This is a genomic window from Streptomyces sp. NPDC044033 (assembly GCF_056434425.1).
Genome location: NZ_JBWKFF010000002.1, coordinates 862,870 through 885,422 on the forward strand (window position 1 = coordinate 862,870; position 22,553 = coordinate 885,422).

General features: G+C 72.0%; 20 protein-coding genes. 10 read left to right on the forward strand and 10 right to left on the reverse strand.

Going from position 1 to position 22,553, the window contains the following annotated elements:
• Positions 1–60 precede the first annotated feature (60 nt).
• Positions 61–987 (reverse strand): sugar kinase, encoded by a 927-nt coding sequence (locus tag AC07AB_RS07345; RefSeq protein ID WP_478561610.1) that lies wholly within the window; start codon positions 985–987, stop codon positions 61–63.
• Between the two features lie 92 nt (positions 988–1,079).
• Positions 1,080–2,540 (reverse strand): ROK family transcriptional regulator, encoded by a 1,461-nt coding sequence (locus AC07AB_RS07350; RefSeq protein WP_478561418.1) that lies wholly within the window; start codon positions 2,538–2,540, stop codon positions 1,080–1,082.
• A 201-nt stretch (positions 2,541–2,741) separates the two neighbouring features.
• On the opposite strand from AC07AB_RS07350, the gene AC07AB_RS07355 reads away from it, so the two are divergent.
• From AC07AB_RS07355 to AC07AB_RS07365, 3 genes are read left to right on the forward strand one after another with little or no spacing between them, the layout of a single operon-like run.
• Positions 2,742–4,064, forward strand: coding sequence for an ABC transporter substrate-binding protein (locus AC07AB_RS07355; protein ID WP_478561421.1), 1,323 nt, complete (start codon positions 2,742–2,744; stop codon positions 4,062–4,064).
• Positions 4,061–5,002, forward strand: a complete 942-nt coding sequence (locus tag AC07AB_RS07360) for a carbohydrate ABC transporter permease (protein ID WP_478561424.1) — start codon at positions 4,061–4,063, stop codon at positions 5,000–5,002. The genes AC07AB_RS07355 and AC07AB_RS07360 overlap by 4 nt, the downstream gene beginning before the upstream one ends.
• A complete protein-coding gene (locus AC07AB_RS07365) occupies positions 4,995–5,936 on the forward strand; it encodes a carbohydrate ABC transporter permease (protein ID WP_478561427.1) in 942 nt (313 codons plus the stop codon). The genes AC07AB_RS07360 and AC07AB_RS07365 overlap by 8 nt, the downstream gene beginning before the upstream one ends.
• A gap of 128 nt (positions 5,937–6,064) precedes the next feature.
• Here AC07AB_RS07365 and AC07AB_RS07370 read toward each other — a convergent pair whose 3' ends face one another.
• Together AC07AB_RS07370 and AC07AB_RS07375 are read right to left on the reverse strand one after the other, a co-directional pair.
• Positions 6,065–7,921, reverse strand: coding sequence for a coagulation factor 5/8 type domain-containing protein (locus AC07AB_RS07370; RefSeq protein WP_478561613.1), 1,857 nt, complete (start codon positions 7,919–7,921; stop codon positions 6,065–6,067).
• 350 nt (positions 7,922–8,271) lie between these two features.
• Complete coding sequence (locus AC07AB_RS07375; RefSeq protein WP_478561430.1) at positions 8,272–8,739, reverse strand: guanyl-specific ribonuclease; 468 nt, start codon at positions 8,737–8,739, stop codon at positions 8,272–8,274.
• 163 nt (positions 8,740–8,902) lie between these two features.
• Here AC07AB_RS07375 and AC07AB_RS07380 point away from each other — a divergent pair, with 163 nt between their 5' ends.
• The 3 genes from AC07AB_RS07380 to AC07AB_RS07390 all read left to right on the forward strand — a co-directional run bounded on the left by AC07AB_RS07380 (position 8,903) and on the right by AC07AB_RS07390 (position 12,250).
• A complete protein-coding gene (locus tag AC07AB_RS07380) occupies positions 8,903–11,242 on the forward strand; it encodes a glycosyl hydrolase family 95 catalytic domain-containing protein (protein ID WP_478561433.1) in 2,340 nt (779 codons plus the stop codon).
• A gap of 70 nt (positions 11,243–11,312) precedes the next feature.
• Positions 11,313–11,951 (forward strand): helix-turn-helix domain-containing protein, encoded by a 639-nt coding sequence (locus AC07AB_RS07385; RefSeq protein ID WP_478561436.1) that lies wholly within the window; start codon positions 11,313–11,315, stop codon positions 11,949–11,951.
• On the forward strand, positions 11,948–12,250 hold the full coding sequence (locus AC07AB_RS07390) for a DUF6126 family protein (RefSeq protein ID WP_478561439.1): 303 nt from the start codon (positions 11,948–11,950) through the stop codon (positions 12,248–12,250). The genes AC07AB_RS07385 and AC07AB_RS07390 overlap by 4 nt, the downstream gene beginning before the upstream one ends.
• Positions 12,251–12,341: 91 nt before the next feature.
• On the opposite strand, the gene AC07AB_RS07395 is transcribed toward AC07AB_RS07390, so the two are convergent.
• Together AC07AB_RS07395 and AC07AB_RS07400 are read right to left on the reverse strand one after the other, a co-directional pair.
• Entirely contained in the window at positions 12,342–12,527 is a 186-nt protein-coding gene (locus AC07AB_RS07395; protein ID WP_478561442.1) for a hypothetical protein, read from the reverse strand.
• 113 nt (positions 12,528–12,640) lie between these two features.
• Positions 12,641–13,078 carry a nitroreductase/quinone reductase family protein gene (locus AC07AB_RS07400; RefSeq protein ID WP_478561616.1) on the reverse strand — a complete coding sequence of 146 codons (438 nt, stop codon included), beginning with the start codon at positions 13,076–13,078 and terminating at the stop codon, positions 12,641–12,643.
• A 238-nt stretch (positions 13,079–13,316) separates the two neighbouring features.
• Here AC07AB_RS07400 and AC07AB_RS07405 point away from each other — a divergent pair, with 238 nt between their 5' ends.
• Entirely contained in the window at positions 13,317–13,901 is a 585-nt protein-coding gene (locus tag AC07AB_RS07405) for a TetR/AcrR family transcriptional regulator (protein WP_478561445.1), read from the forward strand.
• A gap of 230 nt (positions 13,902–14,131) precedes the next feature.
• Here the strand turns inward: AC07AB_RS07405 and AC07AB_RS07410 are convergent, their stop codons facing one another.
• Positions 14,132–14,950 carry an AIM24 family protein gene (locus AC07AB_RS07410; RefSeq protein WP_478561448.1) on the reverse strand — a complete coding sequence of 273 codons (819 nt, stop codon included), beginning with the start codon at positions 14,948–14,950 and terminating at the stop codon, positions 14,132–14,134.
• A gap of 253 nt (positions 14,951–15,203) precedes the next feature.
• Between AC07AB_RS07410 and AC07AB_RS07415 the strand changes: the two genes are divergently transcribed.
• Positions 15,204–17,159: a beta-N-acetylglucosaminidase domain-containing protein gene (locus tag AC07AB_RS07415; protein WP_478561451.1), complete on the forward strand. Its 1,956-nt coding sequence runs from the start codon at positions 15,204–15,206 to the stop codon at positions 17,157–17,159.
• A 151-nt stretch (positions 17,160–17,310) separates the two neighbouring features.
• Positions 17,311–17,970, forward strand: coding sequence for a thiaminase II/PqqC family protein (locus AC07AB_RS07420; RefSeq protein ID WP_478561454.1), 660 nt, complete (start codon positions 17,311–17,313; stop codon positions 17,968–17,970).
• 149 nt (positions 17,971–18,119) lie between these two features.
• On the opposite strand, the gene alc is transcribed toward AC07AB_RS07420, so the two are convergent.
• Both alc and allB read right to left on the reverse strand, forming a co-directional pair.
• The gene (alc, locus tag AC07AB_RS07425; protein ID WP_478561457.1) at positions 18,120–19,262 is read right to left on the reverse strand and encodes an allantoicase; all 1,143 of its coding nucleotides are present in this window, start codon (positions 19,260–19,262) and stop codon (positions 18,120–18,122) included.
• Positions 19,259–20,611 (reverse strand): allantoinase AllB, encoded by a 1,353-nt coding sequence (gene allB, locus AC07AB_RS07430; RefSeq protein WP_478561460.1) that lies wholly within the window; start codon positions 20,609–20,611, stop codon positions 19,259–19,261. The genes alc and allB overlap by 4 nt, the downstream gene beginning before the upstream one ends.
• Before the next feature lie 240 nt (positions 20,612–20,851).
• On the opposite strand from allB, the gene AC07AB_RS07435 reads away from it, so the two are divergent.
• Positions 20,852–21,634 (forward strand): IclR family transcriptional regulator, encoded by a 783-nt coding sequence (locus tag AC07AB_RS07435; protein WP_478561463.1) that lies wholly within the window; start codon positions 20,852–20,854, stop codon positions 21,632–21,634.
• Between the two features lie 190 nt (positions 21,635–21,824).
• Here AC07AB_RS07435 and AC07AB_RS07440 read toward each other — a convergent pair whose 3' ends face one another.
• Positions 21,825–22,208, reverse strand: coding sequence for a DUF5955 family protein (locus tag AC07AB_RS07440; RefSeq protein WP_478561466.1), 384 nt, complete (start codon positions 22,206–22,208; stop codon positions 21,825–21,827).
• Positions 22,209–22,553: the final 345 nt, after the last annotated feature.

The window sequence follows — 22,553 nt, forward strand, 5'->3', positions numbered from 1 at the left end:
TCTTGATCTGAGTGCCTATAGGTGGTCGGTTCTGGACGCCCGCGGTGGCGCGGTGAGCGGTCAGCGGTGCACGGCGTCCGTGCCGTCGGTGAAGGCGGCGAGCGCCCGGTCGCGGGCCGCCGCGGTGGGCAGCCCCTCGGTGTCGGTGGCACTCTGCACGGAGAGCGCCGCGACGCAGGCGGCCTCGGCGAGCGCGCGGGGCTCGGGCAGCCCGCGCAGCACGCCGGAGAGGTAGCCGGCCGCGAAGGCGTCGCCCGCGCCCACCGGATCGGTGACCGGCACCTCATAAGGCGGCCGGTCCCACCGGCCCTCGGCGGTGACGGCGGTGGCCGAGTGGTCGGCGCGCTTGATCACGACCGTACGGGCCCGGCCCCCGAGCAGGTCGGCGGCGGCCTCGTCGGCGGACCGGCCGGTGAGCGTCTCCAACTCGCTGTCGCCGGCCAGCACCAGGTCGGCCTCGGCCAGCAGCGGGCCGACGATCTGCGCCCACTGGGCGGCGCCGCCCAGCTTGCGCCGCACGTTGGGGTCGAAGGAGACCAGGGCCCCGGCGGCGCGCGCGAGTTCGATGAGGCGCTGGGTGGCGGCAGCGGCGGTCGGCGAGAGCATCGGGGTGATGCCGGATATGTGCATCAGCCGGGCGCCTTCGAGCGCCTCGGGGCGGATGTGCTCGGGCGCGAGCTGGGCGGCGGCCGAGCCGGCGCGGTAGTACTGCACGTCTATGGCGCGGTGCGGGTGGCTGTCGCGCAGCAGCAGGCCCGTGGGGGCGGTCTCGTCCAGGTCCACGTAGCCGACGTCCACGCCGTCGGCGCGCAGTTCGCGCAGGACCGCCTCGCCCGCCGGGTCCGTGCCGAGCCTGCCGATCCAGCGTGTGCGGTGCCCGAGCCGGGCGAGGCCGGTCGCCACATTGGACTCGGCGCCCGCGACGGAGCGCCGAAAGCGCACGGCCCGTTCCAGAGGGACGCCTGGCTCGGCGAGCATGAGCAGCATCGCCTCTCCACAGGTGACCGCCTCGGGCGCGTTTGTCACCGATGCTCCTGATGTCACCGAGTGCCTCCCCGATCGCCGTTTCTACCGAAACGCTATCGGGAGCTTCTGACAATCGGACCCCGGGGGGAGCCGCCGGTTGCGAGAAGGCGTGCGAGAGGGAGCGTAGCGGCGCCCAGGGTGACGGCGTCGGGCCCGGCCCGGCCGAGTTCGATGGTGGCGCGTTCGTGGGGATGGCGCAGGGCGTGGGCGGCGGCCACCACCCGTACGTCGGGCAGCAGCCGGGGGCCGAGCAGGAGTCCGGCCCAGCCGCCGAGCACGATGCGTTCCGGGCTGAAGAGGTTGATCAGATCGGCGATGCCGGCGCCGAGGTACTCGGCGGTCTCTTCGAGCAGTCGGACGGCGGTGAGGTCGTCGGCGTCCGCGGCGGCGAGCAGTGCGGCCAGTGCGCTCTCCTCGGTGTGGCCGCCGAAGCCGCCGGGGGGCGCGCCGCCCGCCTCGCGCCAGCGCTCCAGGATCGCCCCGGCCCCGGCGTACGCCTCCAGGCAGCCGCGCGCGCCGCAGCGGCAGCGCCGCCCGCCGACCTGGAGGGTCGTGTGCCCCCATTCGCCCGCGCCGGCGTACGGGCTGCCGTCCGCGACCACGCACGCGCCGACGCCGGAGCCGAGCAGCGCGATGACGGCGTTGCGGGCGCCGCGGCCCGCGCCGAACCACAGCTCGGCCTGGCCGAGGGTCTTCGCGCCGTTGTCGATGTGGAGGGGGAGGTCGGTGGAGCGGCGCAGCAGCGCTTCGAGGGGGACCGCGTCCCAGCCGATGGTCTGGCCGTGCACCACGGCGCCGCCGCGTACGGGCCCCAGGCCGGGGCCTGCACCGCTTACGGGGCCGGGGCCGGGGCCGGGGCCGCGCACGAGCCCGGAACCGCCTGAACTCCCCGCTGCCCGTGGGCCGTTGGGCCCGTCCGTGGTGTCGGTGTCGCCCTCGGTGGCGCGGTCCTCGGCCGGGTGGTCCTCGGTGGTGCCGTACTCGACGATGCCGGGGACACCGATGCCGACGCCCAGCACCGCCCCGGCGTGGTCCGGCACCTCGCCGAGGACCGTGGAGAGCCCATCGAGGATCAGCTGGACGACGAGGCCGACGTCGTGACCATGGCCCTTGCCGTCTCCGTGGCCCTGGCCCTGTCCGTGACCCTTGCCCTGTCCGTCCCCGTGACCGTCCAGGGGGCGATCCGTACGGGATATCTGGCGCAGGGCGAGGTCGAAGAGTCCCACCCGGATCCGGGTCTCCCCCACGTCCACGCCGATGAGACAGCCGCTGCGGGGCGCGACGCGCAGGAGCGTACGGGGGCGGCCGCCGTCCGAGCCGACGGAGCCGGCTTCCTCGACGAGGCCGTCCGCGAGGAGTTCGCCGACGACGTTGGTGATCGAACCGGAGCTGAGGCCGGTGGCCGGTCCGAGCTCCTGTCTGCTCAGCGGGCCCTCGAAGTACAGCCGGCGCAGCACGGCGGACCTGCTGCCGCGGCGTAGGTCGCGAACCGTGCGCTGGTTGCGTTCACTCATCGTGACTTCCTCCCTGGCCTGAACATATCGCCGCGCGGAGTCTTGACGCGACCTTCTCTCACTACTTAACTCACGGTTTGAATTAAGGCACGAAAGGGACACCGAAGAGGAACGGAACCATTCGGCTCACGAAATGCGGCTCTTGAAAAAGCGATGCCATCGGACACCGGACCCAACCACCCTTGAGAGGGGCCACCGACCATGCGCAGAATCCGGGCCACCGCCGCCGCCACCCTCGCCGCGGCCCTCGCCTCCACCGCCGCCACCGGCTGCGGCGGCGGCTCCGCGGGAGGCGGCGGCAGCAGCAACGACAACCCCGAGCAGCTGACGTACTGGGCCAGCAATCAGGGCGCGACCGTCGAAGAGGACAAGCGGGTGCTGGCCCCCGAGCTCAAGAAGTTCCAGCGGCGCACGGGCATCACCGTCAAACTCGAAGTGATCCCCTGGAGCGACCTCCTCAACCGCGTACTCGCGGCCACCATCTCCGGCCAGGGCCCCGACGTCCTCAACATCGGCAACACCTGGTCCGCCTCGCTCCAGGCCGGGGGCGCGCTGCTGCCCTTCGACGACGCGGCGTTCAAAGCCATCGGCGGCAAGGACAGGTTCGTGCCCTCGGCGCTCGCCGCCACCGGCGCGGCCGGCAAGGATCCGGCGGCCGTGCCGCTCTACTCCCTCGCCTACGGCCTCTACTACAACAAGAAACTCTTCAAACAGGCCGGTATCGACGCCCCGCCCGCCACCTGGGACGAATTGGTGGCCGACGGCAGAAAACTCACCGGGCACGGCCGCTGGGGGCTCGCGATCGAGGGCGCCAGTTACTCCGAGAACTCCCACCACGCCTTCGTACTCGGCAAACAGCACGGCGCGGATTTCTTCGACAGCTCCGGAAGGCCCCGCTTCGACTCGCCCGGAGCGGTCGCGGCCGTGAAGCAGTTCGTCGATCTCCTCGCCAAGGACGGGATCGTGGCCCCGGGAAATGCCGAATACGCCACCCAGCGGTGCGTACGCGATTTCGCCGCCGGAAAGGCGGCCATGCTGATGTGGCAGTCCGCGGCGGGCGCCCTCAAGGCCCACGACATGACCCCGAAAGACTACGGAGTGGCGCCCGTGCCCGTACGGACCAAGGGCGCCACCGGCGGCAGAGGCGTCAACTCGATGGTCGCCGGCATCAATCTCGCCGTATTCAAGAACACCGACAACCACGACGGCGCACTGAAATTCGTGAAGTTCATGACCTCGACCGAGGAGCAGAAGAAAATCAACAGCAGTTTCGGCGCGCTCCCCCCGGTCAAGGAGGCCCAGCGCGACAAGGCGTTCGCCACGCCCGATCTCACCGTGCTCCGCGAGACGCTGGCCAAGAGCGCCGCGCCGCTGCCCATGGTGCCCGAGGAGAACCAGTTCGAGACGCTCGTCGGCACGGCGATGAAGGAGCTGCTCGCCGACGCCGCCGCCGGCCACGAGGTCGGCGAGGCGAGCGTCAAGGAGCGCCTCGCCAAGGCCCAGCAGCAGATGCCCCCGCGGTGAGCCGGGTCCGGAGCCGCCCCGCGGCCGCCCGTCTGCGCCGCATCGGCCTGCCCTACCTCCTCCTGCTGCCGGCGCTCATCCTCGAACTCCTCATCCACCTCGTCCCCATGGGCGTCGGCGTCGTCATGGCGTTCAAGGCCCTCACCCAGCAGTATCTGCGCGACTGGACCACCGCGCCCTGGGCCGGGCTCGGCAACTTCCGCGTCGCCGTCGACTTCGACGCCCCCGTCGGCGCGGCCCTGCTGCACTCCTTCTGGATCACCTGCTGCTTCACCGCCCTCGCCGTCGGCCTGGCCTGGCTGCTCGGCACGGCCGCGGCCGTCCTGATGCAGGACCGATTCCGCGGCCGGGGCCTGCTGCGGACCGCCTTCCTCATCCCGTACGCGCTGCCCGTCTACGCGGCCGTCATCACCTGGTCGTTCATGTTCCAGCGCGATACGGGCCTGGTGAACCACGTCCTGCACGACCAGCTCGGCATCCTCGGCACCCCGCCGTTCTGGCTGATCGGCGACAACAGCTTCGCCGCTCTGGTGACCGTGTCCGTCTGGCGGTCCTGGCCGTTCGCGTTCCTCATCCTGACTGCCGGACTCCAGAACATCCCGCGCGAGCTGTACGAGGCGGCGGCCATGGACGGCGCGGGCGTCTGGCAGCAGATCCGCCGGATCACCATGCCCTCGCTCCGCCCCGTCAACCAGGTCCTGGTCCTTGTCCTGTTCCTGTGGACCTTCAACGACTTCAACACGCCGTACGTGCTCTTCGGCAAGTCCGCCCCCGAACCCGCGGACCTGGTCTCCATCCACATCTACCAGTCGTCGTTCGTCACCTGGAACTTCGGCTCCGGCGCCGCCATGTCCGTACTGCTCCTGCTGTTCCTCCTCGTGGTGACGGCCGGGTATCTGCTGGCCACCGCGCGCGGCAGAAAGGAAACCGATGGGTGACACCGCGCAGTACCGCCCGCCGAGCACCGTGCGAGACCGCTCCCCGTACGCCGTCCGGCGCCGCTCCCCCGACACCGTGCGCCGCCGTTCCCCGAGCGCCCCGCCCCCCTCGTTCCTGTGGACCCGGCGGATCATCCTCACGCTGCTCGCCGTCTTCGCGCTCACCCCCGTCTATGTGATGCTGAGCAGCTCGCTCAAGCCGCTGAGGGACGTGCAGGGCGCGTTCAGCTGGATTCCGAGCGGCTTCACCGCGCGCCCGTACCTCGACATCTGGCACACCGTGCCGCTCGCGCACTACTTCCTCAACTCCCTGATCGTGGCGGTCTCCTCGACGCTGTGCGCGGTGGTGGTCGCGGTCTTCGCGGCCTACGCGATAAGCCGCTACCGCTTCGCGGGCCGCCGCTTCTTCTCCGTCACGGTGCTCTCCACCCAGATGTTCCCGGGCATCCTCTTCCTGCTCCCGCTCTTCCTGATCTTCGTCGGCATCGGCAACACCACGGGGATCGCGCTGTACGGGTCGCGCGGCGGGCTGATCCTCACCTATCTGACCTTCTCGCTCCCCTTCGCCATCTGGATGCTCATCGGCTACTTCGACTCCATCCCCCGCGACCTCGACGAGGCGGCGCTCGTCGACGGCTGCGGGCCGCTCGGCGCGCTGCTGCGCGTCGTCGTGCCGGCCGCGGTGCCCGGCATCGTCGCCGTCTGCGTCTACGCCTTCATGACGGCCTGGGGCGAGGTCCTGTTCGCGTCGGTCATGACCAACGACACCACCCGGACCCTCGCCGTCGGGCTCCAGGGCTACGCGACCCAGACCGATGTCTACTGGAACCAGGTGATGGCCGCCTCACTGGTCGTCAGCGTGCCGGTGGTCGCCGGGTTCCTGCTCCTCCAGCGCTACCTCGTCACCGGCCTCACCGCCGGAGCCATCAAATGAGCCACCGAATAGGCCATCGCGCACGCCGCCTGACGCTACGCCAGGTCACCACTGCCGAGAGGCTGTAGACGACCTGTTCGCGTCAGGCGGCGTGCGCGTGAGGTGTACGCATCCGAAACACCCTGTGGTCAGGGGTAGTTGACCAGGGTCGCCACACTGCGCGAGGAATTCGAGGGACCACCGGTGCCGTTGATGATGTGTTTGATCGTGCCGGTGCCCCCCAGCGACACCGTCACCATGTCGTGGAACCTGACGCCCGGCGCCCGTGGAACCTCGAAGGAGTGCTCCGCGGCGACGGCGGGGTTCACGTTGAAGAAGCAGTAACTGCCCAGCCCCCACGCCTCATGGCGGGTGACGGAGTCGGCCACCTTGTAGGCGGCGTAGCCCTTGGTACCGCCGTTCATCCACGCGCCCTGGTCCGGCGGGTCGTACGGCATCTCGTTCTGGAAGAAGTACGTGCGGCCGCCGTTGCCGTTCCAGACGGTCTGGTGTTTCTGGTAGTGCTCGACGAAGAGCCCGTACATGGTGACGTCGGCGCCGTTCACGATGAGGCCGTTCGCGGCGGTGTTGGTCTTCCAGCCGACGCCGTCGCCGTGGTCGGCCCGCCACAGCCACAGGTGATCGCCGATGACATCGGAGCTGCCCACGACCAGGCTCCTGGCCGCCTTGCCGACGCCCGCGCCGCCGATCCTGAAGAACACGTCGTGCAGCGACGTCGGGTTCGCCGTGTGGCGCTCGGCGGAGCCGGCCGGCCCGACCTCCATCAGGACGGGCGACTCGACCGGGCCCGCGTCGATGAGCAGGCCCGCGATCTTCACTCCGTCGACGTCGCCGACGGACACCGCGGTGACGCCGCGGTCGGGGACGAGGGTCGCCAGGCCCAGCCCCAGCACCACCGTGTCGGGCCGGGTGACCCGGATCGTCCGGTCGAGGTGGTAGACGCCCGGCGTGACCAGCAGGTTCTTGCCCTGCGCGAGCGCCGCGTCGATGTCGGCGGCGGTGGCCCCCGGCTTGACGACGAAGAACCGGCTCAGCGGCAGGGACGAACCGGCTTGCGCGCCGCCCGCCCACGTGGTGCCCTGCGTTCCGGTGCGCAGCGCGGGCACGAAGACCCGGTAGGCGCCGGCCCGGTCGACGTAGAGGAAGGGCTTCTCGCGAACGACGGGGGTGCGGTCGACCCTGGTGTACGCGGGGTTGGGGAAGGCGCCCGCGGGCGCGTTCCGCGCTCCGACGAACACCATGTTCCAGTTGGCGCCCGTCCAGCCGCCCCACTCGGTGTTGCGGGAGATCCACTGCTGCTGCGTGCCGGGCAGCACCTTCCCGTCGATCTTGGAGTCGGCCATGAACCCGCCGCTCGCCCAGCCGCCGTCGTCCAGCCGCAGATCGCCGCGGACGTGCATCCGGCGGTACGGCGCGGCCTGCGACACGGCCCACCGGTCGGCGCCCGAGGCGGGGGTGACGGACAGGTTCTCGGCGCTGCGCCAGAAGTTCTGGGTGGCGTTGCCCCGGAACCAGTCGGCCTCCGCGTGCACCGCGCCCTTGATGGTGACGTCGTCGGGCGAGAGGCCGAGCCCGGCGACCTGGGTGTAGAAGCCGACGTTGGCATCGACGTCGTACGAGCCGGGCTTGAAGAGCAGCGCCTGGCGCGCGCCGCCGAACTGGCTGCTCTCCTGCCGCGAGAAGACCTTGTTGAGCTTGGCCTGTACGGTCGCCCGCGGCATCGAGGGGTCGAAGACGCTCACGTTGGGGCCGAGGTCCGGGGTGCCGGGCGGTCGGGCGGGGGCGGGTGCGGGCGCTTCGGGCGCGGGCGCGGCGGCCTCGGGAGCGGCGGCCTCGGGCGCGGGAGTGGCGTCCTTGGGAACGGCAGACTCGGGCGCGGCGGCCCCGGAAACGGATGCCGCGGGCGCGGCAGGCGACGCGGGCGCGGCTGTGGCGGCGGGCGCGGCTGTGGCGGCGGGCGTCGGCAGCAGCGCCGCGCAGGCCATGGCCACCGCCGCCGGTACGGCCGTGAGTGACCACGCCCGTCTCCGGTGGGGTGGAGTTGCGGGTCGGTACGTCACGGCGGGCTCCTCGGCAGGGCGGCGACCCCGGCCGCCTTGCCATGCACCTGACAGGCCATGCGGTGCACAACGCCACGCCGAGGTCCTGATCCGCGCTCACTTCACGGACGTGATTCATGGACTTAATTCACGCCTTGATTTAACTCATGAGGTTATGGAGCGTCAAGAGTCACGGAACGACCCCAGTTCACCCGGCGCGGCGCGCGGCGTCACACGCGACGGCGGCCGCTTCGCGAACAGAATTCCGAAACGGCCGCCACACGTCTGACGGGAGATCAGCAGCCGTAGTCGACCTTGTTGAAGCTGCGGTAGTGGTCGGAGGTGTAGTAGTCCTCTTGCTTCTTCTCACCGGCGACGATGCGGCGCGCGCCCCGGTCGGGCGAGCCCGGCGTGATGACGGTGTACTCGTGGTAGTAGCCGTTGGACTGCTTCGGCAGCACGCCCTCGCGGTTGGAGAAGACGGTCCCGTCCTTCGGGTAGGGGAAGGGGCCGCCGGCCTTGATCAGGTCGAGGGTGTCGTGGACCTGGCCCGGCAGCGCCTTGTAGCAGACGGTCCCGACCGACTTCACGGAGATGGGGTGGGCCGCCGGGGCCGCTACGGGCGCCGGCGCGGCGACGGTCGTGGGGGTGACCGCCGTGGGGGCGGCCGCCGAAGTGGCCGCGATCGCGGGCGAGGAGACGAAGAGGGCCGAGGCCAGGGCGGCGACGACGCCGAGACGGGTGACGCGTGGGGGGATTCGCATGCCCCCCAGCATGACGCGCGTAGACCGGGACATGTCAATGCCAAGTAATCGATGTTTCCCAGCTGTTCACAGGAAAACCGGAGACGTCGGAGGTCTAGGCGTGAGGCGCACTCGGGCGGCACGATGCCAAAAAGGTTCAGCATCGCGAACTGGAGGCAGATACGTGACCGGACTTCCTCGCAGATCCTTTGTCGGCACCGCCCTCGGCACGGCGCTCGGCGTCGCCGCCGGTGTCGGGACCACGGGCGCGGGCACGGCCTGGGCCGCGCCGGGCGCCGGGGACCACGCCGCCGGAGGCTCGTACAAGGATGTGCACGAGAGCGCCGTGCGCGCCGCGGCCATGCGCTGGCGGACGCTGCCCGCGAGCTGGCGGGAGGGCCCCTTCCTCGCCAACGGATTTCTCGGCTGCCAGGTCTACCGGGGTGAGCGCCCCCGCACGCTCACCGTGATGATCAGCCACACCCAGGCGCAGGACGAACGCGGCCGGTGGCGGGCCGGTACCGGCTACGCGCGCCTGCCCATCGGCTCCTTCACGCTCACCCTGGCCGGCGAGATCACCGCCGTCGACTGGACGCTGGACCTGTGGGACGCCGAGCTGCGCGGCACGGTCACCACCACCCGCGGCAGCCTGCGGTTCTCCGCGCTCGTCCACAACTCCCGCTCCACGCTGCTGATCTCCACCAGCCCGAGCCCCGGCGAGGAGGCCGCGGCCTGGACGTTCGACTGGCTGACCGCGGCGACCACCCGCAACACCGACGACCGCACCGGGTACACGCCCAACCCCGACCCGAGCGTCGGAACGGCCGGCGCCGCGCACTACGTCGAGCAGCCGCTGCTCGCCGGCGGCGGCTGGACCACCGCCTGGCGCGAGCGCCGCACCGGCACGGGCCGGCTGCTCGCCGCGCACCTCGCGCACCGGTTCCCGGGCGACACGGCGGAGACGACCCGCCGAGCCGTACGCGAGGTCGCCCACGTGCTCGCGGCCGACCCGGACGAGCTGATTGCCAGTCACCGTGACTGGTGGCACCGCTACTTCCGGCGCAGCTTCCTGTCCGTGCCCGACAAGCGGCTCCAGAGCTTCTATCTGATCCAGCTCTACAAGCTGGCGTCCGCGACGCGCGCGGACGGCCCGGCGCTGTCCGAGTGGGGCCCGTGGTTCCCCGCGGTGGGCAACAACTGGACCGCGCTGTGGTGGAACCTCAATGTGCAGATAGCCAGTTGGCCCATATACGGCTCCAACCACCTCGAACTCGACGCGGTCACCGGGGCGTTCCGCCGCTTCGAGAAGAACCTGGAACTGTCGGTGCCCGAGGAGTACCGCGACGGGCGCAGTTACGCGCTCGGCCACCCCTCCGACTGGCAGCTACGCCCCGGCGCGTGGACCGTGGGCGTACCCGGCACGGACCACATCTCCGACAACTTCGGCAACCTCACCTGGGGCCTGCACAACGTCTGGCTCGCCTACCGGCACTCCATGGACCGCCGCGCGCTGCGCGACGTCCTCTTCCCCATCCTGGCGAAGGCTGTCAACTACTACGCCCGCTTCCTCCACGAGGGCCCCGACGGCAAGCTGCACCTGCCGATGACGCGCTCGCCGGAGTACGCGAACGCCGCGGACTGCACGTACGACCTCTCACTCATCCGCTGGGGCGCCGCCACCCTGCTGGAGTCCGCGCGGCTGCTGCGGATCCCGGACCCGCGCGCGAAGCAGTGGCGCGCGATCACCGAGCGCCTCGTGCCGTACGCGCGGGACCCCGAGGACGGGGTCATGATCGGCGCGGGGGTGCCGCTCGCCGACTCGCACCGGCACTTCTCGCATCTGCTCTGGCTCTACCCGCTGCGCGAGTCCACCTGGGAGCGGAGCGCCGACCGCGCGCTGATGCGGCGGACGTTCGACCACTGGACGAGCATGCGCGGCGCGTGGCACGGCTACAGCTTCGCGGCGGCCTCGTCCATGTGCTCGGTGATGGACGCCCCCGAACAGGCCCTGGACTTCCTGACGTTCTTCACCGACCGCAACATCGTCGCGGATACCGAGCTGCTGCCGAACACGATGTACCGGGAGGGCAGGAACTTCGCGCTGGAGACCCCGCTGACCGCCGCGCAGTCGCTGCTGGACATGGCGGTGCAGAGCCATGGCGGCGTGGTCAAGGTGTTCCCGTCCGTTTCTGAGCGCTGGTCCGACGCCTCGTTCGCGTCGCTGCGCACCCAGGGCGCGTTCCTCGTGGACGCCGACCGCAGCCGCGGCCGTACGAACTGGGTACGGGTCCACAGCGAGGCCGGGTCCCCGCTCGTGCTGGACCACGGGATGGAGGGCGAACTGGACGTACGGGTCGAGGACGGCCGCCGGCCGCGCTGGCGCCGGGTCGGCGCGGGCCGCATCGCGGTGGAGCTCCGGCGGGGCGAGACGGCGCTGGTGACCCCGCGCGGTCATCGCGCGCATCCCGGCCCGCGTGACGTGCCGGCGAACGGCGGATCGGCGCCCTGGGGGCTGCCCGGCTGATACCGTTCGGCACTTTTGCCTCTGAGGCAATACTTTTGCCGCTGAGGCACGGTAGGGCTATACCGGACACATGACCATCCAGTCCGACACCGAGGCCGCGGGCCCCGCCGACGACGTGCCCGCCGTCGCCCCTCAGCTTCGCGCGCTGCGCAAGCGGAGCAACATGACGCTGGAACGCGCTGCCCAGCGGGTGGGGCTGTCGCCCGCTCATCTGTCCCGCCTGGAGACGGGGCAGCGGACGCCGTCCCTGCCGATGCTGCTGGCGTTGGCCCGTACGTACGGGACCACGGTATCCGACCTGCTGGGCGAAGTCCCGCCCGAGCGGGACCCCATCGTGCGGGCCGACCGGATGGAGGCCCAGGAGGCGGCCGGCTGGACGTACTGGCGGGCCGGCGGCTCGGGCCGCGCGATGCAGGCCCTGCGGCTCCGGGTGCCGCAGGGCGAGGGCCGGCAGGAGTCGCTGGTCAGGGTGCATCCCGGCGAGGAGTGGCTGTACGTGACCGAGGGCCGGCTGCGGCTGACGCTCGGCGAGGCCGTCTACGCGCTGGGCCCCGGCGACGCGGCCCACTTCGACTCGCTGACCCCGCATCGCATCGCGGCCACCACGCCGGGCGGTGCGGAGTTGCTGTTCGTTCACACGCTGATGCAGAGCGGGGTGGCCGAGCTGTGCCTCGGCGACGTCGCGCAGGCCAGGAGGGGAATGCCATGAGCGATGCCACGCGGGACCTCGAAACGGAGCGGGCCGCGGACTCCGAAGGGGCCGCGAAGACCGGGGGCGCGGAGCCCGCCGGGAGTGCGGAGCCCGCCGGAGTCGCCGAGCCCACCGAGAGCACGGCGCCCGCCACACCCGCCGACGGCCCCGTACGGCCGCCGGCGGAGAAGATGAACGAGGAGGACCGGGCCCCCATGGGGTTCACGATCCGGGTCTTCATCTACCTGGTGGCGGTCCACTTCATCGTCGGCTTCTTCTTCCTGATCTTCTACCTGGCCGGCGCGAGGTCGCAGTAGGTGTACTGACCCGTGAGGTCGGGGACGACGCGGGTGGCAGGAAGCGGTGTCCCCATTTACCTCGCGGCTACGGCTACGGCTACGGCTACGGCTACGGCTGAACCGTGACCTCCGTGACTCTGGTGGCGGTGATGCCGCAGCGGGCGGTGGACTGGTTGACCTGGCCGGGTGCGATCGTGAGGTGGTCACCATCCTGATCGATTCCCCTGGCGCAGATCACGTGTACCCAGAAGGTCTGGGGCGCGGTGCCGTTGTTCGTGCACAGAGCGAACCCCATCAGCGGATCGTTGTTGTGCGTGCCCGTGTGGCAGGAAAGGCCGGGCGGGGTGGCCGCCGCGGGAGAGGCCGTGGCAGTGCCGAGCGAGGCCGGTACCGCCGGTCGCGGTGCTGTCAGCGCCCGGCCCCGAGCTTTGGGCCGCGCGCGCCGCGCCGCGGGTGGGGCGCCAGGTCGATGCGCACCGTCATCAGTTCGCTGCCCATGACGCGGACGACGATCGCGTTCAGGGCGCGCAGCGGGTGGAAGCGGGCCAGCCGTCGCTGCCGGGCGTACGGGTCGTCGTCGGGGAGCAGGTGGGCCGTGCCCTCGCGCCACGCGAAGCGCCATCCCTGGCGCAGCCTGACCCGCACCTGCGGACAGCGTTGGATGTTGCGCACGTATCCGGCGCGCCGCCCATGCTCGGCGACGATCCAGAAGGTGTCCTTCTGGCGGCCGTTGCCGACCGGGGTGGTGCGGGGGTGGCCGCTGACGCGACCTCGGGTCTCCAGCAGGGCGTAGCCGAGCGGCATCAGCCCCACGTGCAGGAGAAGACGGATCGGCGGGTTGATCAGGTATCGCTGCACGGGGGTCACCAGGGCGCGTTTAAGGCGCGTACTGGCCAGCGTGAGGGGGATGTTGGCCGCGAGAGCGGCGCTGACGACGGCAGGCAGGAGGGCGCCCTGCGGCGCGGTGGGGTCGATGAGCCACCACGCCCAGACCAGGCCCACCGCGACCCCGGTGACGGTGAACAGACCGAGCGCTGCATGCCGGCTGCTTCTATAGCGTCCCATACAGTCGTATTGTACTCGCATGAGTGAATCTCGGCAGGAACAGCTGGCCGACGCGCTGCTGCACATCGCGGGCACCCGCGGCCTCGATCAGGTCAGCGTCCGCGAGGTCGCCTCCGCGGCGGGCGTGTCCATCGGGGCAGTGCAGTACCACTTCTCGACCAAGGACGAGATGCTGGCCTTCGCCTTTCGGCGGGTCGTGGAGCGCACCCGCGCCCGGATCGCCCGCCTCGACGCGACGGCGGGCCCGCGCCAGTCGATGCGCGCCGCCCTGCGTCAGCTGCTGCCGCTCGACGCACAGCGCCTCGCGGAGTGCCGCGTCTACCTCGCCTTCGCGGCCCGGTCCGTGACCTCGCCCGTCCTCGCGGACATTCAACGCGAGACACTGACCGCGATCGGCGACGAGCTGCGGCTCGCGCTCGGTGCGGCGCTCGCCGCGTCGAGCGGACAGCCCGCCCCCGCCCCGGAGCGCGAGGCCCGGCTGCTCCTCGCGCTGGTCGACGGCCTCATGTTCGACGCGGTCACCGCCCCCGAGGCGATGCCCCCGGCCGAGGCGGCGCTGGCACTGGACACCTACCTGGAGCGGCTGCTGCCGCCCGATCACTGAACGCCGCGGCCGGTGCCGACGGGTATGACGCGGAACGGCCGACACCACCACGGCACTCCCGTCGCCCTCCGCACGCTGCGACGACCGCCCACAGCCCTCAAAGACACGGCGCCGGCCCGAGCCTCACCGCGTAGTGCGCGAGGTACAGACCCTCCTCGCGACATGGACCGGCGTATGCCCCGCCTGCCGCCGCGGCATACCCCTACCGACACCGGCCCGACCAAGGCCCGTTAGCCGGCGTGCGTGGAGAACAGTCCGCCGGTCGGCCCCTGCTTGTCGCCGCCCTGTGCCTTCTTGAGCGCGTTGGCGAGGCCCTCGATGGTCAGGGACTGGAGGATGACGCGGCCGTCGCCCTCCAGCGTGGCGAGGGAGAGGCCCTCGCCGCCGAAGACGGCGTTCATCAGCCCCTGGCGGTTGAGTCCGCCGATGCGCTGCACGCCGTAGTGGATGCCCTCCTCGAAGGCGACGATGCAGCCGGTGTCGACCTCGATCTTGCCGCCGAAATCGGCCGGATTGAGGTCGATGAAGTTTCCGGCGCCGCAGATGATGACGGTGCCGTGGCCGGTGAACTTCTCCAGGATGAAGCCCTCGCCGCCGCTCATGCCCTGCCGTCCGCCCTGGAAGGCGATGCCGAACTCTACGGTCGACTCGGCGGCGACGAAGGCGTCCTTCTCGGCGAACCAGGCGCGGTTCCCGTCCAGTTCGAGGGCGCGCATCTCACCGGGGAGTACGCCGGCGAAGCCGACGGTGCCCTCGCCGCCGGTGGAGGTGAAGTACTGGAAAGCGAGCGACTCGCCCGCGAGCGCGCGCTGGCCGACCTGCATCGCGGTGCCCATGGCGCCCCGCAGCATGCCGCCGAGCCCGCCGCCGCCCGCGCCCGCGCCGCCGCCCGGCTGCCCGCCGCCCGGTCCGGACAGCCGGGTCTCCATCGTCACGTTCGCCGTCTTGAAGAGGAACTTTCCGGCCTCGCAGTAGACGGTCTGGCCGGGTTGCAGGGTGCAGACGGCCATCTGCATGGCGTTGCCGACGATCTCTTGCCGCAAGGTCACAGCGGACTCTCCTGACGGGTCATGAAGGAGCACGATCTCAAGGGGCGCGGCACGGCCACTGAAGCAGCTGTGGGCGGAGCGCGTCCTCTCAACGGAGCGAACGACCGGCCCGGCGGGTTTGGTTCCGCGCCGTGGCGACATCCCGCGCACGGCGTGCAAGACCATTGCCACCCGGTGTGATGTCGGTGGATCATGCACCGAGTCTGATGCCCGTGCGCCACAGGAAACCTCGTTCACCCGAGAGGACCACAGGATGCTCAGAACGCGCCCGGCGGCGGCCGCCGCCCTCGCTCTCGCCCTCGCCGCTCTGCCCCTCAGCCCCGCCGGCGCGACGGACCGCGGCGGCGGGAGCGCGGCCCCCGCGTCGGCCGCCCCCACCATCACGCCCACGCCCCAGTCCGTACACGCCCGCCACGGCGGCGTCACGATCACGCGCACCGTCGACCTCGTGACCGGCCCGAAGGCCGATCCGGCCGCGGTCGCTCTGGTGCGGCGCTCCCTCGAACAGGCCGGCGCCCACCGCGTCGAGCGGCGGGCCGCCGCCCGGGCGGGGCACCTGGCCGTGTACGTGGACGGCCCGTCGGCGGCGAAGGCGCTCCGGATCCTGGGCGCGCGCGGCACGGCCGGACTGCCCGCCGAGGGGTACGCGCTCGCCGTCGGCGAGGGGCGGATCGCGCTGGCCGGAGCCGACGCCACCGGCACGTACTACGCCGCGCAGTCGCTGCGCCAGCTGCTCCCCCACACCCGCCACGCGTACGCGCACGTCCGCGGCGTCACGGTCCGGGACTGGCCCGCCACACCGCTGCGCGGGGTCATCGAGGGCTTCTACGGCACCCCGTGGTCGCACAAGGCCCGCCTGGACCAGCTCGACTTCTACGCCGCGCACAAGATGAACATCTACGCGTACTCGCCCAAGGACGACCCGTATCTGCGCGCGAAGTGGCGCGACCCCTACCCCGCGGCGCAGCTCACCCAGTTGAAGGAGCTGGTGGACCGGGCGCGCGCCGACCATGTCGAGTTCACCTACGCCCTCTCCCCCGGGCTGTCCGTCTGCTACAGCTCGGACGCCGAGGCCAAGGCGCTGACCGCCAAGTTCGAGACGCTGTGGAAGATCGGCGTACGGACCTTCGCCGTGCCGCTCGACGACATCAGCTACACGAAGTGGAACTGCGACGCCGACAAGGAGAAGTTCGGTACGGGCGGGGGTGCGGCGGGGGCGGCTCAGGCGCATCTGCTCAACCGCGTGAACCATGACTTCATCGCCGCCCACAAGGGCGCCGAGCCCCTGCAGATGGTGCCGACGGAGTACTACGACATCAAGCCGTCGCCGTACAAGAAGGCGATCGCCGACCAGCTCGACAAGAACGTCCTGGTCGAGTGGACCGGCGTTGGCGTGATCGCGCCGACCATGACCCGCGCGCAGGCGAAGACCGCCCGGGACCTCTTCGGGCATCCGATCCTGACCTGGGACAACTACCCGGTCAACGACTACGTGACCGACCATCTGCTGCTCGGCCCGTTCAACGGGCGCGAGAAGGGGCTCGCGGGGGACCTCGCCGGGATCACCGCCAACCCGATGATCCAGCCCTCGGCCTCGAAGATCGCGCTCTACACGGTCGCCGACTACGCCTGGAACGACCGGGCGTACGACCCCGGCGCCTCGTGGAACGGGGCGCTGCGCGAGGTCGCCGGCGGTGACACGCGGACCGAGCGGGCGCTGCGGGCCTTCGCCGACGCCAACTACGGCTCCCGGCTCAACCCGCAGCAGTCGCCCGAGCTGGCCGCCGCCTTCCAGAAGTTCTGGAAGAACGGCGATGTCCGGCGGCTGGACGCGACGCTGCGCACGCTGCGGTCCGCGCCCGACGTGCTCCGCGCCCGGCTGGCGGACCGCGGGTTCATCGACGACTCCGGCCCGTGGCTGGACTCGACGAAGGCGTGGGGCACGGCCGCCCGTACGGCGCTGGCCATGGTCGACGCGGTGCGCGACGGGGACGGGGCGACGGCGCAGCGGCTGCGGCAGCGGCTGTCCGGTCAGGTCAAGACCGCCACGTCGTTCGTCTATGTCGACATGAACGGCAAGAAGATACCGGTGGTCGTCGGCGACAAGGTGCTCGACGCGTTCGTCGACAAGGCCGTCGCGGAGTACGACGCGGGCCGCTCCGCGGGGGCGGGCCACGTCGGGAAGGCGCCGCGGGCCGCCGTGCGCTGACGGTTCGTGGACGGGCCGTCGCGGCGGGAGCGGAGATTCTCCGCTCCCGGCACGGCGGCTTTCGGCTTTTTCGCCCGGTGCGCTGAGGATTGTCAGCGGCTTCTGGGAACCTGGGGTCCGGTTGCCGTCCACAGCGCAGGAAGGCGGAGCGATGGCCCGTACAGCTGAAGAGGTCGTGGCGGGGGCGGTGCGGGAGCTGGCCCCGGGCAGCACCGCGAACCGCTTCGTGCCGCTGATCGCCGAGGGCAAGGCGCCTCGCGAGGCCATAGCCGCCTTCGCCCTGGAGCAGCACCACATCATCACGAGCGACCGGCGCAGCTTCCATCAGCTGGCGCTGCGGGCGGCGGCGGAGCCGTCCGTGGTGCCCTTCTTCGACGCCCTGGCGCAGGGCGAGACCGTGGCCCTGGAGCGGCTGGGGGCGCTGGCCGAGGCGTGCGGGCTGGATGACGCGGCGGTGCGGGCGTACGAGCCGCGGGCCGGCTGCCAGGCGTACCCGGCGTACGCGGCGTGGCTCGCGCTGCACGCCGAGCCGGCGGATGTGGTGATCGCGCTCGCCGTCAACTTCGCGGCGTGGGGCGGCTACTGCGCGACCATGCGTGGGGCGCTGCGCGAGCACTACGGTTTCGGGGCCGAGGCGTGCGGCTTCTTCGACTTCTTCGCCGAGCCCGATCCGAAGGCCGCCGAGCAGTGCCTGTCCGCCGTACGGGCGGGGCTCGACGCGGGCCGGGTCACGGAGCGGCTGGCGCACCGCTACGGCCGCCTCCTCCAGGCGTACGAGCTGATGTTCTGGAACACGCTCGCCGGAGCGTGACGTCCTGCCGGCGGGTCCACTCGCCCATTCGCCCGCGTCGGCCGGGGCGGCGCGGGCCGGTGCATGAGGCGCGTGGTCCGATGCGGTTCGGTGCGTGAGGCGCGCGGTCCGATGCGGGCCGGTGCGTGAGGCGCGCGGTCCGGGCGGGTTCAACCGCTGAGCTCCCGGTGGCGGGCGGCCAGTCGGCGGGTGCCGTCGGCGGTGAGGGAGCCGTGGGCGCGCAGCCGGGCGATGCCGCCGTCGGGGTGGATGTCGATGCGCAGGTGGGTGGCGGCGGGGACGTCCGTCAGCGGGAAGCGGTGCCGGGTGTCGGGCTGGAGGCGGGTGCGGGGCAGGATCTCGGTCCATCCGGCGGTGTGGTCGGCGGGGTCGGCGCCGGTGGCGGCGTCGAGGACGTACAGGGCTGCCCAGCCCGCGGCGTTGCCCTTGAGATAGGCCGTGTCGATCTCGACGGCCCGGATCAGGGACTGCGCGGTGAGGCGGTAGCGCACCCAGTCGAGGCCCTTGTCGCGGCGGCGGCGCGTCTCCCAGCCGTCGTCCATCTTGCGGGAGCGGCCAGGGCGGATGGGGTTCAGCGGCGGGGAGTAGAACCGGTCGGAGGCGTCCTCGGCGTGGCCGCCGTTCTCCAGCGCCGCCACGTCGAAGGTGCCCAGGGCCATGAGCCAGCCGGGGTCGGGGGCGGGCTCGCCGTGGACGCGCAGCCGGGCGATGCCTCCGTCCGGGTACTGCCGCAGCCGCAGGTGGGTGAAGCGCCGTGCGGTGCCGACCGTGAAGCCGTTGGCGGCGTGGCCGCCGACCGGGGTGCGGGGGACGAGAACGGTCCACTTCACGTCGTCGGCGAGGAGCTCGGCGGCCGACGGCGCGCCCTCGACGGCGGTTCCCTCGACGCTGACGGCGCCCGGGTGGTTGCCGCGGAAGTGGGCGGTGTCGACCACGAGGCCGTGGACGACGCCGGGCGCGCCGAGCCGGACGATCGCCCAGTCGTGGTCCCCGTCGGCGGGGTGCGGGGACTCGGCGGAGGTTCCGCGGCGGCGGCGCGTCTCCCAGCCGTCCATGATCTTCCCCTTGTGGCCGAAGTGCTCGGGGTCGAAGCGCGGGGTCTCGGGCCGCAGCAGGTTCTCGCGTTCGGCGAAGAACTCGTCGTTGGCGGCGATGACTCCGGCGCCCAGCAGCCGGTCGGCGAGGTCGGGCAGGTGGGTGAAGGGGAATGTGGCGGTGCGGTAGTCGGCGTAGGGGTCGCCACCGCCGTAGGGCGCCGCGTCGCCGGTGTAGCGGGGGATGCCGGTGCTCATGCGTGCTCCGTCCTTTCGAGGAGGCGGCCGGTGGGCGCGGTGGGCGCCCCGCTGTCGGCGATCTTGTGGCCGCGCAGCCAGGTGGACCGTACGACGCCGTGCAGGGTCCGTCCGGCGTAGGCGGTGATCGGGTTGCGGTGGTGGAGTGCGGCGGGGTCGACGGTGAAGGTGTCGTCCGGGGCGAGGACCGCGAAGTCGGCGTCCCGGCCCGCCTCGATGGCGCCCTTGCGGCGCAGCCCGGCCAGCCGGGCGGGGGCCGTGGACATCCAGCGCGCGACGTCGTCCAGGGTGTGGCCGCGCCGCCGGGCCGCGGACCAGACGGCGGGCAGGCCGAGTTGGAGGGAGGAGATGCCGCCCCAGGCGGTGGCGAAGTCGCCGGTGCCGGGGTGTTTGAGCTCCGGGGTGCAGGGCGAGTGGTCCGAGACGACGCAGTCGATCGTGCCGTCGGCGAGCCCGGCCCACAGCGCGTCCTGGTTGGCCGCTTCGCGGATGGGCGGGCAGCACTTGAACTCCGTCGCCCCGTCCGGTATTTCCTCCGCCGCGAGGGTCAGGAAGTGCGGGCAGGTCTCGGCTGTCAGCCGGACTCCGGCGCGCTTCGCCCCGGCGATCAGGGGCAGCGCGTCGCTGGAGGAGAGATGCAGTATGTGCACGCGGGCCCCGAGCCGGGCGGCGAGTGAGATGAGGGTGGCGACGGCGTCGTTCTCGGCGGCGCGCGGCCGGGAGGCGAGGAAGTCGGCGTAGCGCCGCCCGGTGCGCCGGGGGGCTCGGTCGAGCCGGTCGGGGGCCTCGGCGTGCACGATGAGCAGGCCGTCGAAGCCCGCGATCTCGTCCAGGGCGGTGGCGAGCTGTTCTTGGTCGAGCTCGGGGAACTCCTCGACGCCGGAGGGCGAGAGGAAGCATTTGAAGCCGAAGACCCCCGCGCCGTGCAGGGGGCGCAGGTCTCCGGCGTTGCCGGGGATCGCGCCGCCCCAGAAGCCGACGTCGATGTGGACCGCGCCCACCGCGGCCCGCTGCTTGATCAGCAGGTGCCGGGGGGTGGTGGTGGGCGGGAGGCTGTTGAGGGGCATGTCGATGAGGGTGGTGACACCGCCCGCGGCGGCGGCGCGGGTGGCGGTGCGGAACCCCTCCCATTCGGTGCGGCCGGGATCGTTCACATGCACATGGGTGTCGACGAGGCCGGGGAGGAGGGCGGCGTCGCCGAGGTCCTCGGTACGGGCGCGAGGCGGGGCCTCGGTGTCGTAGGGCAGTACGTCCGTGATCCGGCCGTCGGCGACGGCGACGGCCGCGGCTCGCGTTCCCTCGGGTGTCACGACGCGCGTCGAGCGCAGCAGCAGTTCCGTCTCTGGCATCCGGTCCCCTGTCTTGTGTCCTGGGTTCTCCCCCGCCGCCCTCCCTCGGGCACGGCCGTCCGCCGCGTTCAACGTTCTGTTGAAGTTCGCTTGGGGCGCAGTCTCCAATCCCCGTCCGTACCCGTCAAGACCCCGGCGGGCACACGGGGTCTGACCGGCCATGACGGCTGCCGCACGGCCGGTACCGAGATCGCCGTGGCCCGGTAGGCTGCTGTCACCCGTCCCGGAAGGACCCGCGTCGTGACCTCGTCCGCCGAGCCCAAAACCGCCCCCACCCGCGGCGTACAGTCGCTGGAGCGCGCCTTCGATCTGCTGGAGCGGATGGCGGACGCCGGCGGCGAGGTCGGGCTGAGCGAGCTGGCCAACAGCAGCGGTCTGCCGCTGCCGACGATCCACCGGCTGATGCGCACGCTGGTCGCCTGCGGCTACGTACGCCAGCAGCCCAACCGCCGCTACGCACTCGGCCCGCGCCTGATCCGGCTCGGCGAGAGCGCGTCCCGGCTGCTGGGCACCTGGGCCCGCCCGTATCTGGCGCGGCTGGTGGAGGGCACCGGCGAGACCGCCAACATGGCGCTGCTCGACGGCGACGAGGTCGTGTACGTGGCGCAGGTGCCGTCCAAGCACTCCATGCGGATGTTCACCGAGGTCGGGCGGCGGGTGCTGCCGCACTCCACCGGCGTCGGCAAGGCGCTGCTCGCACACGCCTCCGACGACGAGGTGCGCGCCCTCCTCGCCCGTACGGGCATGCCGGCCGCGACGGAGAAGACGATCACTACGCCGGAGGGCTTCCTGGAGGCGCTCGGGCAGGCCCGCGAGGCCGGTTACGCGGTCGACGACAACGAGCAGGAGGTCGGCGTCCGCTGCCTGGCGGTCCCCGTGCCCGGCTCACCCACCGCCACGGCCATCTCGATCTCGGGCCCGGCGGGGCGCGTCACGGACGCCGCCACGGAGACGATCGTGCCGCTCCTCCAGGAGGTCGCGAGCCGGCTCGGCACGGAGCTGACGAGTACGGACCCGACCTGACGGACCGATACGAGCCCGGCCTGACGGGTCGGTACGGGTCCGAACTGAGGGCCTGACCGGAACGGGACTTTCCTGACGGACCGATACGGGCCTGGCCTGACGGACCGACAGCGACCGGCCCCCTCTCCCCACTCGCATGAGCGGGGCGGGGGCCGGTGCGTCGGGCAGCGGTGGGCGCCGAGCCGCGGCGTCAGCCGCCTTGGTACGGGCCGGTCCACTCGCCGCAGAGGTCCACCGCGTCCCGGACCTCCCGCAGGGCCGGCGCCAGGGCGCTCACCGAGCCCAGGGCCCCCACTACCAGAAGCAGGGAGCGGTGCAGCCGCGGCTGCTCCAGATCGCCTGTGCGGGCCATCGCGGCCAGCACGTCCAGTTCGACCTCGGCGACGGCCCGGTCGGGCAACTCGGCCGGATATATGGCCAGTTCACGGCGGAGCCGGGATGCGGCGACCCCCAGTCCGCTCGCCCTCGGGTCCGCACCGGCACCGCCCCTCCGCCTCTGCTCCACGACTACGGCGCCCTCCACCCGCACGGCGCCCGAAGGCACGCCCTGCCCCGTCCGATGACTTACCGGCACGGTCCTCCCCTTCGTGCTCGTCGACTCCCCTACACGCGCCACGAATTGACCGACATGCGCGCGTGACCGCAGATCAGTTAACGCCACTTTGCGTGCGACACGCCACACTCTGAGCGAAAATCAGACCGCAGAAGGGCCGTCCGAGAGTGAAGCGTGGGCCACGGCTTGACCCGATATCCCTCGCGCCACCCCGTGCCGCGCGGTGGCGAATGCCCCCACGGAGCGTGATCGCCGCGGTCGGAGTTCGGCGCGAAGCCGTCGGCCGAGGCGTCGGCACATCCGTGCGGGAGGTCGGGCCCGTACGAGAGGCGGGCCCGTACGGGCGCGCGGGTGTGCGCGTGCTGT